Annotated in this window: 14 protein-coding genes; 13 read left to right on the forward strand and 1 reads right to left on the reverse strand. The window is 47.3% G+C overall.

The window, feature by feature from the left end:
* Nucleotides 1-212: 212 nt before the first annotated feature.
* From SHEWMR4_RS04855 to dinB, 12 genes are all read left to right on the forward strand, one after another.
* Nucleotides 213-1,547 (forward strand): Na(+)-translocating NADH-quinone reductase subunit A, encoded by a 1,335-nt coding sequence (locus SHEWMR4_RS04855; RefSeq protein ID WP_011621730.1) that lies wholly within the window; start codon nucleotides 213-215, stop codon nucleotides 1,545-1,547.
* Nucleotides 1,547-2,746 (forward strand): NADH:ubiquinone reductase (Na(+)-transporting) subunit B, encoded by a 1,200-nt coding sequence (locus SHEWMR4_RS04860; RefSeq protein ID WP_011621731.1) that lies wholly within the window; start codon nucleotides 1,547-1,549, stop codon nucleotides 2,744-2,746. Before SHEWMR4_RS04855 ends, SHEWMR4_RS04860 begins: the two co-directional genes overlap by 1 nt.
* Nucleotides 2,739-3,527 (forward strand): Na(+)-translocating NADH-quinone reductase subunit C, encoded by a 789-nt coding sequence (locus SHEWMR4_RS04865; RefSeq protein WP_011621732.1) that lies wholly within the window; start codon nucleotides 2,739-2,741, stop codon nucleotides 3,525-3,527. Before SHEWMR4_RS04860 ends, SHEWMR4_RS04865 begins: the two co-directional genes overlap by 8 nt.
* Nucleotides 3,527-4,159 carry an NADH:ubiquinone reductase (Na(+)-transporting) subunit D gene (locus SHEWMR4_RS04870; RefSeq protein ID WP_011621733.1) on the forward strand — a complete coding sequence of 211 codons (633 nt, stop codon included), beginning with the start codon at nucleotides 3,527-3,529 and terminating at the stop codon, nucleotides 4,157-4,159. Before SHEWMR4_RS04865 ends, SHEWMR4_RS04870 begins: the two co-directional genes overlap by 1 nt.
* Before the next feature lie 6 nt (nucleotides 4,160-4,165).
* Nucleotides 4,166-4,774 (forward strand): NADH:ubiquinone reductase (Na(+)-transporting) subunit E, encoded by a 609-nt coding sequence (gene nqrE / locus SHEWMR4_RS04875; protein ID WP_006080469.1) that lies wholly within the window; start codon nucleotides 4,166-4,168, stop codon nucleotides 4,772-4,774.
* A gap of 46 nt (nucleotides 4,775-4,820) precedes the next feature.
* Complete coding sequence (gene nqrF / locus SHEWMR4_RS04880; RefSeq protein ID WP_011621734.1) at nucleotides 4,821-6,077, forward strand: NADH:ubiquinone reductase (Na(+)-transporting) subunit F; 1,257 nt, start codon at nucleotides 4,821-4,823, stop codon at nucleotides 6,075-6,077.
* A 98-nt stretch (nucleotides 6,078-6,175) separates the two neighbouring features.
* Complete coding sequence (locus SHEWMR4_RS04885) at nucleotides 6,176-7,234, forward strand: FAD:protein FMN transferase (RefSeq protein ID WP_041408980.1); 1,059 nt, start codon at nucleotides 6,176-6,178, stop codon at nucleotides 7,232-7,234.
* 11 nt (nucleotides 7,235-7,245) lie between these two features.
* On the forward strand, nucleotides 7,246-7,470 hold the full coding sequence (gene nqrM, locus SHEWMR4_RS04890) for a (Na+)-NQR maturation NqrM (protein WP_007645837.1): 225 nt from the start codon (nucleotides 7,246-7,248) through the stop codon (nucleotides 7,468-7,470).
* Between the two features lie 374 nt (nucleotides 7,471-7,844).
* Nucleotides 7,845-8,318 (forward strand): bacterioferritin, encoded by a 474-nt coding sequence (bfr, locus tag SHEWMR4_RS04895; protein WP_011621736.1) that lies wholly within the window; start codon nucleotides 7,845-7,847, stop codon nucleotides 8,316-8,318.
* Between the two features lie 9 nt (nucleotides 8,319-8,327).
* Nucleotides 8,328-8,795, forward strand: a complete 468-nt coding sequence (bfr, locus tag SHEWMR4_RS04900) for a bacterioferritin (RefSeq protein WP_011621737.1) — start codon at nucleotides 8,328-8,330, stop codon at nucleotides 8,793-8,795.
* Between the two features lie 299 nt (nucleotides 8,796-9,094).
* Complete coding sequence (locus SHEWMR4_RS04905) at nucleotides 9,095-11,098, forward strand: methyl-accepting chemotaxis protein (RefSeq protein ID WP_011621738.1); 2,004 nt, start codon at nucleotides 9,095-9,097, stop codon at nucleotides 11,096-11,098.
* 150 nt (nucleotides 11,099-11,248) lie between these two features.
* The gene (gene dinB / locus SHEWMR4_RS04910) at nucleotides 11,249-12,328 is read left to right on the forward strand and encodes a DNA polymerase IV (protein ID WP_011621739.1); all 1,080 of its coding nucleotides are present in this window, start codon (nucleotides 11,249-11,251) and stop codon (nucleotides 12,326-12,328) included.
* 179 nt (nucleotides 12,329-12,507) lie between these two features.
* Here the strand turns inward: dinB and SHEWMR4_RS04915 are convergent, their stop codons facing one another.
* Nucleotides 12,508-13,971, reverse strand: coding sequence for an aminoacyl-histidine dipeptidase (locus SHEWMR4_RS04915; protein WP_011621740.1), 1,464 nt, complete (start codon nucleotides 13,969-13,971; stop codon nucleotides 12,508-12,510).
* Between the two features lie 218 nt (nucleotides 13,972-14,189).
* On the opposite strand from SHEWMR4_RS04915, the gene SHEWMR4_RS04920 reads away from it, so the two are divergent.
* Complete coding sequence (locus tag SHEWMR4_RS04920) at nucleotides 14,190-15,728, forward strand: peptidase M17 (RefSeq protein ID WP_011621741.1); 1,539 nt, start codon at nucleotides 14,190-14,192, stop codon at nucleotides 15,726-15,728.
* The last annotated feature ends 407 nt before the right edge of the window (nucleotides 15,729-16,135 follow it).

A 16,135-nucleotide genomic window follows, 5' to 3' on the forward strand; every position in this document is an offset into this window, starting at 1 on the left:
TCTTTTAAATCCTTATTTGAGGTTTGAAATCACCTATAATTTTCGTGGCGATGCCTCGGCAATTGGGGTAAAATGCGCGCGACCAGCGTGATTGCGATCGCATTTCTGTGATAAATCTGCGCTAGCTCAATGCAGTAGGTTTTGTTTAAAACCTCAGTATTTAGCAGGAACGCGGCGCATTGTCTTTCCTTCAAAACGTAGTGCTTGTGGATATGATTACAATTAAGAAAGGATTGGAACTGCCTATAGCAGGCGGACCAGAGCAAGTTATCCATAATGGCCCAGCCATTAAACATGTAGCTACTTTGGGTGAAGAGTATATTGGCTTACGTCCAACGATGAAGATCAAAGTGGGCGATAAAGTACAAAAAGGTCAGGTGATTTTCGAAGATAAGAAAAATCCTGGCGTAAAATATACGGCTTTAGCCAGTGGTACTATATTAGACATTAACCGGGGCGCCCAGCGTGTGCTGCAGTCTGTTGTTATTCAAGTAGAAGGTAACGAAAGTGTTTCCTTTGCTAAGTATGACGCCACTGCTCTCGATACGCTTGACTCGCAACTGGTCCGTGACAACCTGATCGAATCAGGCTTATGGACTGCATTGCGTACACGTCCTTTCAGCAAAGTGCCTGCCGTAGATTCTTCTGCCGCTGGTATTTTCGTCACCGCTATTGATACGCAACCCCATGCCGCCGATCCTGTTGTAGTGATCCGTGAGCATAAAGAAGATTTTGCTAATGGTCTTAAGGTCTTAGCAAGACTTACCGAAGGTAAAGTTTACCTTTGTAAAGCGCCTGGCGCCGATATTCCTGCCGCTAATGCCCAAGTTGAAGAATTTGCCGGTGTTCACCCAGCGGGTCTTGTTGGTACTCATATCCATTTCCTACTTCCAGCTTCTGCAAAACGTACTGTTTGGCATGTCGGTTACCAAGATGTAATAGCCATTGGTCAGCTATTTACTACTGGTCAACTGAATACCGAACGTGTGGTCGCAATTGCCGGTCCTAAAGCGGCTAAGCCTCGTTTGGTTCGCACTGTTTTAGGTGCAAGCATGACTGAATTGCTCGCGGGCGAAACCTTAGACGGTAACGTACGTGTTGTTTCAGGTTCTGTGCTGAATGGCCGTACTGCTGTAGGTCCTCAAGGATATTTAGGTCGTTACCACGCGCAGGTGAGTCTGTTAGAAGAAGGCACTGAAAAAGAATTGTTTGGTTGGGTGTTACCTGGCTCAAACAAATTCTCTATCACCCGTGCATTCCTTGGCCACTTAAGCGCTTCTCGTCTGTTTAGCATGACAACGAGCACTGGTGGTTCAGACCGCGCTATGGTGCCAATCGGCAACTACGAGCGTGTAATGCCATTGGATATTCTTCCTACTATGTTGCTGCGTGACCTGATCTCAGGTGACTTTGACGGTGCTGCCACTTTAGGCGCGTTAGAGTTGGATGAAGAAGATCTCGCACTGTGTACGTTCGTATGTCCAGGCAAATATGACTACGGTTCATATCTGCGTGACTGTTTAGATACGATCGAGAGGGAAGGCTAATGAGCTTGAAAGATTTTTTCGAACGTATTGAACCCGACTTTGAAAAAGGCGGTAAATACGAAAAGTTTTATGCCCTGTTCGAAGCGGCATACACCATTTTTTATACGCCAGGTAAAGTGAACAAGGGTAAAACCCACGTTCGCGACAACATTGACCTGAAGCGTATGATGATCACGGTTTGGGCCTGTGCCTTCCCTGCGATGTTCGTGGGTATGTACAACGTAGGTCTGCAAGCACAACTTGCGTTAATCGCGGGTTTTGCAACGCCTGACGTATGGCAAGTGAGCCTGTTCGGCATGTTCGGTACTGAACTGACGGCAAACTCTGGCTGGCCAGCACTGATGTGGTACGGCGCCTGTTTCTTCCTACCTATCTACGCGGTGACTTTTGCCGTGGGTGGTATCTGGGAAGTGCTGTTTGCTGCTATTCGTGGCCACGAAGTTAACGAAGGTTTCTTCGTTACCTCTATCCTGTTCGCATTAACCCTGCCAGCAACTATCCCATTGTGGATGGTGGCCTTAGGTATCACCTTCGGTGTGGTTGTGGCTAAAGAAGTGTTCGGTGGTACCGGTCGTAACTTCTTAAACCCAGCATTAGCCGGTCGTGCCTTCCTGTTCTTCGCTTATCCGTTGAACATGTCGGGTGACACTTCATGGGTTGTGGCTGACGGCTACTCTGGTGCAACTGCACTGAGTCAAGCGGCGGCAGGTACCTTAGACTATGCGTTCAACCAAAACTGGTGGGATGCGTTCTTTGGTTTCATTCCTGGCTCTGTGGGTGAAGTATCGACTCTGGCGATTCTGTTAGGTGGTCTGGTTATCATCTATACCCGTATCGCTTCATGGCGCATCGTGGGTGGTGTGATGGTCGGTATGATTGCCGTGTCACTGTTACTGAACCTTATCGGTAGCGACACTAACCCAATGTTTGCAATGCCTTGGTACTGGCACTTAGTGTTAGGTGGTTTTGCATTTGGCATGATGTTTATGGCGACTGACCCAGTGTCTGCGTCATTCACTAACCAAGCTAAATGGGCATACGGTATCTTGATTGGTGCAATGGCTGTGTTTATCCGCGTGATTAACCCTGCATTCCCAGAAGGCATGATGTTAGCGATTCTGTTTGCTAACTTGTTCGCGCCATTGTTCGACCACTTCGTGGTTCAGGCAAATATCAAGCGGAGGATTGCTCGTGGCTAGTAATAAAGATTCGTTCGGCAGAACGTTATTTATCGTCGTTGGCTTATGTCTAATTTGTGCGATATTCGTGTCGACTGCGGCAGTATTACTGCGCCCAACTCAAGCAGAAAACAAGCTGCTTGATAAGCAAAAGTACATCCTCGAAGCTGCGGGTCTGATTGACACGAAAGCGGGCAAAGTAACCAAAGCTCAGATTTTGGATACTTACAGCAAGCACATCGAAGCTAAGTTAGTTAACTTAAAAACCGGTGATTGGGTTGAAGGTGTTGATGCCAACACATTCGATCAACGCAAAGCATCTCGCGATGTGAAAACCTCATTTGTACCTGAAAACGACATCGCTTCTGTTAAGCGTGTTGCTGAAGATGCAGTGGTTTATTTAGTGCGTGACGAACAAGGTAAGTTAACCAGCGTGATCCTGCCAGTTCATGGTTATGGCCTGTGGTCGACTATGTATGCTTTCCTCGCGTTAGATGCTGATCTGAACACGATCCAAAGCTTAGTGTACTACGAGCAAGGTGAAACCCCTGGTCTTGGTGGTGAAGTCCAAAACGCTCAGTGGAAAGCTAAATGGCACGGTAAGAAGTTATTTGATGAGCAAGGTAACATTGCTATCAGCGTAACTAAAAACCCAGCCGTTGCTAGCACTGAATACGGTGTGGATGCATTATCCGGCGCGACTCTGACCAGTAACGGTGTTCAACACTCTCTGACATTCTGGTTAGGTAAAGAAGGTTTTGCGAGTTTCATTGAAAAAGCACGCAATGGAGGTCTCAGCTAATGTCTGACGCTAAAGAACTGAAACAGGTTCTGACTGGACCTATCGTCAACAACAACCCGATTGCATTACAAGTACTTGGTGTATGTAGTGCGTTAGCGGTAACGAGCAAGCTCGAAACTGCACTGGTAATGGCGTTGGCATTAACTGCGGTAACAGCGTTTTCTAACCTGTTTATCTCAATGATCCGTAACCATATTCCTAGCAGCGTACGTATTATCGTACAGATGACCATTATTGCCTCTCTGGTAATCGTGGTTGACCAATTGCTGCAGGCTTATGCTTATCAGATTTCTAAGCAGTTATCGGTATTCGTGGGCCTTATCATTACGAACTGTATCGTAATGGGTCGCGCTGAAGCCTATGCGATGAAAACACCGCCAATGATGAGCTTTATGGATGGTATCGGTAACGGTTTAGGTTACGGTGCGATTCTGTTAGCCGTTGGCTTCGTGCGTGAACTGTTTGGTAATGGTTCTCTGTTCGGTGTTCAAATCCTGCACAAGATCTCTGAAGGTGGCTGGTATCAACCTAACGGTCTGTTATTACTGCCGCCAAGTGCGTTCTTCCTGATCGGTATTCTGATTTGGATTATTCGTACCTATAAGCCAGAGCAAGTTGAAGCAAAAGGGTAATTTGAGATGGAACATTATATTAGCCTGTTAATTCGCTCTGTTTTCATCGAAAACATGGCACTGGCCTTCTTCTTAGGTATGTGTACTTTCTTAGCGGTATCGAAGAAAGTGACTACTGCAATGGGCCTGGGGATTGCGGTAGTTGTAGTGTTAACTATCTCTGTTCCTGCTAACCAAGTTATTTACCAAGGGCTGTTAGCACCTGGCGCACTGGCTTGGGCTGGTGCACCTGAAGCTGACCTAAGCTTCTTGAAATTCATTACCTTTATCGGTGTGATTGCGGCTTTAGTTCAAATTCTGGAAATGGCACTGGATAAGTACTTTCCTCCTTTGTACAACGCGTTAGGTATCTTCTTACCTCTAATCACTGTGAACTGTGCGATTTTCGGTGCGGTATCATTCATGGTTGAGCGTGACTACAAGCTGGGCGAAAGTGTGGTGTTTGGTTTCGGCTCTGGAGTAGGTTGGGCATTAGCTATCGTATTGATGGCCGGTATCCGTGAGAAGCTGAAGTATGCCGATGTGCCGAATGGCCTGCGTGGTTTAGGTATTACCTTTATTACCGCTGGTTTAATGGCCTTAGGTTTCATGTCGTTTTCTGGTGTGTCTCTGTAAGAGACACCAAACGGCTTCTTGAATTGGACCTTCTAAGGATAAGTTAATGGATATTCTTGGTATTTTTAAATCTACTCCGCTCGAGGTTTACCTCGGTGTGAGTATGTTTACTGCTATCGTCCTCGTCTTAGTGTTAGTGATTTTATTCGCTAAATCTAAGCTAGTGTCTAGCGGTGACATCACGATCGGCATCAACGACGATCCTGAAAAAGCGATTACAACCGGTGCTGGTGGCAAGCTGTTAGGCGTGCTGGCGAACAGCGGTATCTTCGTATCGAGCGCCTGTGGTGGCGGTGGTTCTTGTGGCCAATGTCGCGTAGTGGTTAAGTCTGGCGGCGGTGATATTCTGCCAACAGAATTAGATCACATCAGCAAGGGTGACGCCCGTAAAGGTTGCCGTCTGTCTTGTCAGGTGAACGTTAAGAACGACATGGAAATCGAACTTGACGAAGAAATCTTCGGTATTAAGAAGTGGGAATGTACTGTTATCTCTAACGATAATAAGGCAACCTTCATTAAAGAACTGAAGCTGCAAATTCCTGATGGTGAATCTGTTCCGTTCCGTGCGGGTGGTTACATCCAGATCGAAGCGCCTGCACACCATGTTAAATATGCTGATTTCGACGTTCCTGAAAAGTACCGTGGTGACTGGGAACACTTTGGCTTCTTCAAGTTAGAATCTAAAGTTGACGAAGAAACGATCCGTGCTTACTCAATGGCTAACTACCCAGAAGAGTTTGGCATCATCATGTTGAACGTGCGTATCGCAACGCCACCTCCACGTAACTTGAGCTTACCATGCGGTAAGATGTCATCTTATATTTGGAGTCTGAAGGCTGGCGATAAAGTCACGATTTCTGGCCCATTCGGTGAATTCTTCGCGAAAGATACCGATGCAGAAATGGTGTTTATCGGTGGTGGTGCGGGTATGGCACCAATGCGTTCACACATTTTCGACCAACTGAAGCGTCTGAAGTCTAAGCGTAAGATGAGCTTCTGGTACGGTGCACGTTCTAAGCGTGAAATGTTCTACGTGGAAGACTTTGACGGCCTAGCGGCTGAAAACGACAACTTCGTATGGCATGTGGCCCTGTCTGATCCTCAACCTGAGGACAACTGGGATGGTTACACAGGTTTCATCCATAACGTACTGTATGAAAACTACCTGAAAGACCATGAAGCGCCAGAAGATTGTGAGTTCTACATGTGTGGACCTCCAATGATGAACGCAGCCGTAATCGGTATGTTGAAAAATCTTGGTGTCGAAGACGAAAACATCCTGTTGGATGACTTCGGCGGCTAATGTGAATTAGCCCAAGGTGAGAAGAGTTGCAGATGTGGAGTAAAGCTCTCATCTGCAACTTTTGTATTAAAGGGCATCCAAAAGAGTTGTTAGTCACTATGTTTAAAACCCTAGCGTTAAAAACCCCCGTGTTAAAAACCTCAGTGTTAAAGCATTCAGTGAACTGGCTGGTCCTTGTAGGTCTAGCCTTTTTTATTTCAGCCTGTAGCAAACAGGATGAGGTTATCTCCCTCGCGGGCAGCACAATGGGCACGACCTACCACATTAAAGTGGTTCCCAATGAGCAAATGCCAACGGCCCAGCTGTTGCAGGCCGAAATTGACTTAGCCCTAGAGCAAGTCAATAACCAGATGTCGACTTATCGACCCAATTCAGAACTGTCTCGTTTCAATCAGTTACCGCTCGAGCAAAGCGTTGAAGTGTCGCCGGATACCATTAAAGTGGTTAAAGAAGGCATGCGTTTGTATAACGTGACGGACAAAGCCTTAGACATTACCTTAGGGCCGCTGGTGAACCTATGGGGATTTGGCCCCGATAAACGCCCAACCAAAGTGCCAACTCAAGCCGATATCGATGCGGCTAAAGCCAAAACGGGTATCAGTGAGCTTTCTATCGAAGGCAATCGCTTAAGCAAGCACAATGCGCATTTATATGTGGACTTGTCTTCAATCGCCAAAGGTTTTGGCGTGGACAAAGTGGCCTCGATTTTAGATAAGTACCATGCAAGCGGTTACTTAGTCGAAATTGGTGGCGAGCTGAGCATTAAAGGCACTAAAGGCGATGGTAGCTCATGGCGCGTCGCGATAGAGAAACCGACCGATGATGGCATGGCGGTGCAACAGGTGATTGAGCCTGGCACTATGGCGATGGCAACGTCGGGGGATTATCGCAATTATTATGAGGAAGAAGGTCAGCGTTTTACTCATATAATTGATCCACGTACCGGTTTACCTATTAATCATAAGCTAGCATCTGTGACCGTTTTGCATAAAGAATGTATGACGGCCGATGGTTTTGCGACGGCGATGATGGTTTTAGGCACAGAAGCGTCATTGGAGCTTGCCAAGAAAGAACACTTGGCGATAATGCTAATAGAAAAGCAAGGCGAAGGATTTAAAGTCTACTACAGTGACGCCTTCAAGCCTTTCCTTAAGTAGTTGGAGTTAACATGAGCACTTTTATCGCGGCATTTGTGATTTTATTACTGTTCTTTTTGCTTATGTCGATAGGTTATCTCATCAAGCGCAAAGCCGTTGAAGGAAGCTGTGGCGGTTTAGGTGTATTAGGGATTGAAAAAGCCTGCGATTGTGATGATCCCTGCGACAAGCGTAAGCGTCGTATGGCCGCAGAAGAAGCGCGCCGTGAGAAGTTAACGAAAGACAGGATCATTTAATTATCCGCTTCAACTGAAATAGCCTCCTCTGGAGGCTATTTTTTTACCTCGTTTTCAGCGCTGCAAAGGTTTTGAGCGTCGATTTCGTTCAGGAAAGCGTAAGCTCACGAAGGGATGAGTGACGCGGGTTATGCTAATCAGTTAACGAGTGCCTTTTATAACTGCAAGAAAGAGAATTTACTTACCTGCTGAGCGTACCCATAAAATTAATCCTTGATATATGAGGAGGATAGCTGGCTAATCTAAGCGATAATGAGAATGCTTTTTATCTTTAAGTTTGTGAAAAATAAAGAAAATTTGAGTTAGCTTGAAAACTGTACTAGGCTAGAAGCTTGATTTAGATCAATCTTTCACTCATATCAAGGAAGTTACTTATGAAAGGTCATCCTAAAGTGGTGGGACAACTCAATCGGGTGCTGACCTGTGAGTTAACGGCCATTAATCAATATTTTCTCCACGCCAGAATGTTCAAACATTGGGGTCTCGAGAAGCTAGATCACGTCGAATACAAGAAATCCATCCAAGATATGAAACACGCCGATAAGCTTATCGAGCGGGTATTATTTTTAGAGGGATTACCGAATCTGCAACAGCTCGAAAAACTGCGTATTGGCGAGCATACCCAAGAGATGCTGGATTGCGATTTAGCCATGGTGCAGGAACAACTCACACTGTTACGGGATGCTATTAGCCTTTGCGAGGCGGAGCAGGATTATGTGAGTCGCGATCTGCTCGAAGATATCCTTGAAGATGAAGAAGAGCATTTAGATTGGCTCGAGTCACAGCAGGAGCTGATCAGCTTAACCGGCATTCAAAACTATCTTCAATCGCAAATTAGTGAGTCATAGGAGCTGAATATGAAAGGTGATAAAGAGGTCATCGACGCGTTGAATCGACTCCTAACGGGAGAGTTATCGGCGATGGATCAGTATTTTGTTCATGCCCATATGTACGAAGACTGGGGCCTGAACGAACTCTATGAGCGTATTGCCCACGAGTCGGATGATGAAAAGGGCCATGCGGCCAAACTGGTACAGCGCATTTTATTCCTCGAAGGCGTGCCGAATGTGGCCGCACGGGAAGCGCTCAACATTGGTTCAAACGTTGAAGAGATGCTGCGTAACGATTTGGCCTATGAATATAAGGTCGCCGATGATTTGCGTAAGGTGATTGCCCTGTGTGAGTCGAAAAAAGATTATCAAACCCGTGAGATCTTAGAAGTGTTACTCGACGACACCGAATCTGACCATATGTATTGGTTAGAAAAACAGCTCGGTTTGATTGACCGAATTGGTTTAGCGAATTATCTGCAAACTAAGATGTAACCACGCCAGCTTACGCAGCTTAAGCACAAAGGCCAGTCACTAAATGACTGGCCTTTGTTTTTGGATTTTGAGTATTTAGTCTAACACTCTGTAAAAAATCGCTATCGCAATGGGATCTTCTGATGGATGTCGATTGTTTAGCGATTCCTGTTATTTTGCTAATGTCTATTCTTTACAAATACTTGTTTACGTTTTTTCTCATCATTTCGGCTGTTGTTGGCTGGTAAAAATTGTTACCGTGTGAAACTGTTTTTGCAGGCTTTTTTGTTAAGTGGTTGGTTAACCAGACGGGAAGATGGATGAGATATATAAAACGTTCTCTTAGTTTGCAGTTAGTGGTAACTATCGTCGGTGCCCTCGCTGTACTTCTTACTTTAGTTGCCGCTTTGCTCGTGAATAAAGAAAGTAATAACACACGTAAGCAAGTCGATGCGGACATTTCGGCGCTTGTGGCTCTCAAGGCCAATGAGATAGGTGGTTATTTTGTTGCTAAAGGGCAAGTGATCCACTCGGTTTTTGCCGAGCCTGGGCTTATCCATTGGTTTAGCCAATATCATGCCCGTGGCAGTAACTTAGCCAACGATCAACAGTACCAAGATATTATTCGCTATTTCCGCTCGTTCTCCGACCGTGATAGCGATGTGAAGTCAGTGTTCTTTGGCTCGGCGAATACCTTCGAGTATTTCGATCTCAATGGCCGTTTCGATGGCGATCCAAACTATTACACTAACAAGCGTCCTTGGTGGCAGGAGGCTATCGATCAGCGCAGCTTGTTTGTGGGCGATCCTGCGGTCGATGCCAACGATGGATCTATTTCGGCCACGGTTAAAACCCCAGTCTATGGTGCCAATGGTGAACTCATCGGCATTGGTGGTATGGATATTCTTATCGATACCATTGGTAAAACCCTGTTAGCGCCAATCAAATACCGCAACTATGGCCAAGCCTTCTTGATGACAGATGAAGGTAAGCTGGTTTATTTCCCAGGTTTCTCTGATAAATTCCCGCCGGGCTCACTTGCGAATCAAATCGATAGCCAGTTTAAGGACACCTCAGGTTTTTCCGCCTTAAGACAACAAATGCAGCGCGAGACGCAGGGCTTTGCCGAAGTCACCTTTAACGGTGTGCCGCAGCGGGTAACCTTCGTGTCTGTGGGCGGTGATTATCCTAAGCAAAAATGGCATTTAGCCTTTATGTTGCCCCATGAGGTGATTGAAGCGCCTGTAACCGAAGCCTTTTGGAATGCCTGTTTTGTTGCCTTAGGGATTATGTTGTTGGTCGGCATCACAGTATGGTTGATGTTATTGCCCTTTAGACGCCAGCTCAGCAAATTGCTCGATGCGATGGAAGACATTGCCGAAGGTGATAGCGATTTATCCCAACGCATTTTAATGGAGCGCGAAGATGAGTTAGGCAAGTTGGGTGATGCCTTCAATCGCTTTGCCGAAAAGGTGCAGCAGATGTTACTGCACACTCGCAACTTAACCCAAGAGGTGGGCACTGGGGTGATGGATGCGCGCCAAGTGTGTGATTTAGCGGTATCTTCGGTGTCATCGCAAAAACAACAAATCGACTCAGTGGCCACGGCCGCCACCCAAATGGCACAGACGAGCCAAGAAATGGCGATAAGCGCTCAGCGAGCGAATGATTTTGCTGAAAAGGCACAGACTCAGGCCCATGACGGTACCCAAATCGTGTCCCGTGCGACCGAAGGCATGAAGGCATTATCGGTTCAAGTGATTGAAGCGGCCAAAGTCATCAAGGAGTTACGTAGCAGCTCCGAGCAAATTGGCGAAGTGTTAAGTGTGATCCGCAACATTGCCGACCAAACCAACTTGCTGGCGCTCAATGCGGCCATCGAGGCGGCGCGGGCGGGTGAGCAGGGCCGAGGCTTTGCCGTGGTGGCCGATGAAGTGCGTACCCTCGCGTCTCGTACCCAAGATTCTACCGCCAACATTCAAGGGATTATCCAAACCCTGCAACAGAGTGCGCTACAAGCCGAGCAGGTGATGGAATCTGGGGTTGAGCAGGCAAAAGTCGGGCAAGACTTGACCACACAAGTGGAGCAAGCCTTAAGTGATATCGCCAGTGCCATTGTGTCGATTCAGCAGCAAACGGTGGAAATTACCGTCGCGATTGGCCAGCAGGCCGTTGTGGCAGAAGAAGTGGCACAGAACGTGGTTAGCGTGCGTGGTTTGTCCGATCAGTCTTTGCTCTCGAGCCAAGATTTATCCCAAAGTTTGCAAGGATTTGAGCAAGCGACTCACGAACTCACCCGCAACATTGGGCAATTTAAGATTTAATTCAAAACGTTGCAAATCAAGGGAGCCTTAGGGCTCCCTTTGTTTTTTGAGCGCTGACAATCCAAGCGCAAACAGCACCGCGGCAAATTGATAAGTGGCACTTGATTACTGTTTTTATATACAGTATTTTGAGTGTCGGAGGAATGCAAGGTGCGAAAAATCATTCATATCGATATGGATTGCTATTTTGCTGCGGTGGAAATGCGGGATTTTCCCGAATACCGCGGTAAACCGCTGGCCGTCGGCGGCAGTCGGGTGCAGCGTGGCGTCATCAGCACTTGTAATTATGAGGCGCGCAAATTTGGCGTGCGTTCTGCCATGGCGACGGGCTACGCACTGAAATTGTGCCCCAATCTTATCCTCGTTCCCGGTCGTATGCAGGTCTACAAAGAGGTCTCGCAGCAAATTCGCGCCATATTTTCCCGATACACAGAGTTAATCGAACCGCTATCCCTCGATGAAGCCTATTTAGATGTTAGCGATTGTAAGCTGTTTAAGGGCTCTGCCACGTTAATCGCCGAGGCGATTCGCCGTGATATTTTGGCCGAAACAGGACTGACTGCATCGGCGGGCGTGGCGCCGATTAAATTTCTCGCCAAGGTCGCCTCTGATTTAAATAAACCCAATGGGCAATGTGTTATCCCACCCGATGAGGTGCCCGAGTTCGTTAAAAGCTTATCCCTGCGGAAAATACCCGGAGTGGGTAAAGTGACCGCTGAGAAACTGTCTTCGCTAGGCTTAAATACCTGCGCCGATGTGCAGGCTTATCCAAAGCAAGAGTTGATTGCCCGTTTTGGTAAGTTTGGCGCCGTGTTAGTCGAGCGGGCCCATGGCATCGATGAGCGCGGGATTTCGGTGAGCCGCGAGCGCAAATCTGTAGGCGTTGAGACCACTCTCGCTCAGGATATTTACACGCTGGAGCAGTGCCAGCAGGTGATGCCTGGATTAATCCAAGAGTTGTCCAGCCGTTTAGTGCGAAGCGCTAAGGGAAGGCAAATCCATAAGCAGGTGGTCAAACTTAAATTTAATGATTTTAAACAGACCACCATCGAGCATCGTAGTGACGAGGTCTCCGTGGTGATGTTCTATGAGCTACTGAGCCAAGCAATGGCTAGGCAAGAGGGCCGTGGAATTAGGTTACTCGGGGTTTCTGTTGGACTCGCCGAGACTAAAGACACGCTTTCGCCGCTCATGGTACGCGAAACTAAGCAGTTGGATTTTGTGTTTTAGTGTTTATCTAATCTGGGCGGCTCTGGCTCAGCGCCAATCTAACCTAGCTAAGTTATGTAAGTTAACGCGATAATCAGCCTTACGCAGTGCGCAAATAGAAGCCACAAAAAGGCCGCATTGGTAAACCCTCTGCGGCCTTTGTTATTTAAGTCTGCTTAGCGACTATTCACCTAGAGTGATTATTCACCTTTAGCGGGAATGCGTTCTAGCACAGCAAGGAGCAGATCCCAGTATTGACCAACTGTGGTGATATTGACCATTTCATCCGGGCCGTGTGGATAGCGGATGGTAGGGCCAATCGACACCATGTCCATTTCTGGATAAGGCTTCTTGAACAGACCACATTCAAGACCCGCGTGGATCACCATGATAACCGGTTCTTTATGGTAGATAGACTCGTAGGTCTCACGCACAATCGCCATTACGGGTGAGCTGTTATCTGGTTTCCAACCTGGGTAAGCGCCACTGAATTCAATTTCAGCGCCAGCGAGGTTGGTCAGCGCATTAAGCATGCCTTCAACTTGGCTGCGGCCCGAATCGATGAGCGAGCGAATTAAGCACAGAATGCTAACTTCTTCATCGTTAGTGCTAATCACGCCTACGTTGAGTGAGGTTTCTGTCACGCCAGCGACTTCATCGCTCATACGCATCACGCCATTAGGGCATACATGCAGCAGGTCGATCAGTGTGTTTTGGCTGTTTTCACTCATCACGCGTTTTGGCGTTGGGATTTCGCTCAACACTAAACGCATATCAGGGTCGGCAATGGCCAGCTCGGCGCGGACTAAGGCTTCAAAAGCGCGCACTTTTTCATTCAGTGCATCGACATTTTCAGCGGGTAACATAAAGCTGATATTGGCTTCGCGTGGAATGGCATTACGCAGTGAACCACCGGTAAATTGGGTTAATTCCAGCGCTAATTCATCGGCATTTTCAAACAGGAAGCGTGCCAATAGTTTGTTGGCGTTACCACGACCCAAATGGATGTTGACCCCAGAGTGACCGCCTTTTAAGCCAGATAAATGCAGGCTAAATGACGCGTAACTTTGCTCTGACGCTTGCCATACCATAGGCAGAGTGATCTGTGCATCGACGCCGCCAGCGCAGCCCATGTAGATTTCACCTTCTTGCTCTGAGTCGGTGTTGATCAGGATTTCAGCATCAAGCATACCTGCTTGCAGGCCAAAGGCGCCTGTCATGCCCGCTTCTTCATCAATCGTGAGCAGCACTTCCAGTGGGCCGTGTTTGATATCGTCGCTACCTAAAATCGCTAAGGCGGACGCCATGCCAATACCATTGTCGGCGCCTAAGGTTGTGCCTTTGGCTTTTACCCAGTCACCGTCAACATAGGCTTCGATAGGATCTTTTGTAAAGTCATGCACTTTGTCGGCATTCTTTTGCGGCACCATATCGATGTGAGCTTGGATCACGACGATTTTGCGATCTTCCATTCCGGCCGTTGCGGGTTTGCGAATAATTAAATTGCCGACCGCATCTTCCACGACATCGAGTTGTTTACTCTTAGCCCACGTTTGGATGTGTTGGCTGAGTGCTTGTTCATGTTTGGAAGGGTGGGGAATTGCACAGATTTGTTCGAACCATTGCCATAAAGGCTGTGGGTATAACTGACTTAACGCTGTCACAGGAGGTCCCTCATCAGGTCTTGTGGGTATAGGGCAAATTTGGCTTGATCCTACCACATTCTGCTCGGCCGATTAATCTTCTCGATAAGCCTCTGTGTGCTTGTGGCAGCGAAAGTTGCCACCCTCAGTCTTTTCGATGGGGACAAAGGGATTTTTTGATTGGTAATTAAGCGTTATAGCGGGAATAATGCAGGCACAATAATGAAAAAGGATGGGTCATGTTTCAAGTTAACTTTGTTGATGTACAAGCAGAAAATGCCATTTTTGATGGTGAAGGTTGGGATGCGGTTGTGGTCGTCACACCGGATCTTGGTGCAATTGGAATTGATGAGATCAGTTTATTGGCTGAGCATGGCGCTAAGGTCGATAAGCGTGTCGGTAAGAGCCCGACGTTGCTGTTTGCCCCCGGTTTAGCCGGTGGCCGTTTAATCATAGCGCCGGTTACTCAAGTGACTGATGATTATGCCGATGTGCGTGTATTTGGCGATGCGGCAAGAGCTGCTATTGCTATTGCTAAAGACGCGGGCGCTAAGCGTCCCCTGCTTTATGTGGTGCCTTCTACCATGCCCAAGTTTGGTTTTGCGACTGAAGTTGCGGCGCTCGCCTGCGGCCAAGAATTATGGCAAACCTTAGAATTACGTGAGGCAACGGGCTTAACGCCAGCCTTTGAAGCCATAGGATTGCTGTCTCTATCATCTAAAAAGAGTCAATTGCTCAACGCATTAGAAGCTGGTCGTGTGTTGGCAAGGGATTTATGTGGCACTGAACCTGAGCGTATGTCGGCAAAGGCCTTTGCCGAATATTGTTTGCAAGCGTTTAAAGGCAGTGTGATTAAAACGGCAGTGGTGGAAGATAGGGATATTCTCGAGCGTGATTATCCGCTGTTAAGTGCGGTGGCGCGTTCTTCCTTTGCCGTTGGGCGGCATCAACCGCGGGTGGTGAAACTCGAATATCTGCCCGAAGGTGAGGTTACTCGTACCTTCTTATTTGCAGGTAAAGGTGTGGTCTACGATACGGGCGGCGCCGATCTGAAAGTGGGCGGCGCAATGGCGGGCATGAGCCGCGATAAAGGCGGCGCTTCTGCCGTGGCGGGGTTATTTAAAACCTTATCTATGCTTAAGCCTAAAGGGATCCGGGTGATCGCCGAACTGGGCTTAGTGCGTAATAGCATTGGCAGCGAAGCCTTTGTTACCGATGAAATTATCACTAGCCATGCGGGCGTGCGGGTGCGAATTGGTAATACGGATGCGGAAGGGCGCTTAGTATTGGCTGACCTGTTAAGTCATTTGCGTATTAAAGCGGTTTCGGCGGTGCAACCAGAGTTGTTCTCGGTCGCGACTCTCACGGGCCATGTAGTACGTTGTTATGGGGCGTATCCAGCAGCGGTTGAAAATGCGGTCGCCAGTGGCGCCACGTGTGCGCAGACACTCGCGTTACAGGCAAGCCAATGGGGCGAACCCTTTGAGGTTTCTACTTTGCGCCGCGAGGACTTTGCCAAGATCCGCGAAGTCTCAGGGGCGGCTGATATTTTATCTTCTAACAATGCGCCATCTTCGGTAACGGCCCGTGGGCATCAATATCCTGCGGCGTTTCTGCTTAAGGCTTCGGGATTGTTTGAACATGGCGTAAATGCCGCAATTCCTTTAGCTTACACACACTTAGATATCGCGGGCAGTGCAACGGAGGGCGATCCGCTCTATGGTAAACCCACAGCAAGTCCCTTGGTCGGTCTGTATCAATATCTGATCAATCGTTAACGAAATAACGTAACAAATAGAAATAATTCTGTAATATCTTACTTATTATAAGGTTACAGGATTATTTCTGTTTTTATGTGATACAGGTCGCCAAGATTCCTGGTTGTTTTATGTAATTAAATTACATTAAAAAGCCTTAATTAAAAAAAATACAAATAAAGCTTGTAATAAAACTACGAAACCATATAATAGTTTTCGTGGACAGGGCAATGTGCCCATCCCCTCTAGTCTATCCAGGATGGATACCCTTCTCCAAGGACCCGAGTGACAAGTCGTCTCAACGGATTTGAGAATCTCTAGTTCCAAGGAACCGAGCCAAGCTTTACTAGAGTACTTAATCTCAACTTTACTTAGGAGTAATTGACTATGTCTTATACAGGCAAGAATCACTTTGTTTGGCAAAACAC

The organism is Shewanella sp. MR-4, from assembly GCF_000014685.1.
GTDB lineage: Bacteria > Pseudomonadota > Gammaproteobacteria > Enterobacterales > Shewanellaceae > Shewanella.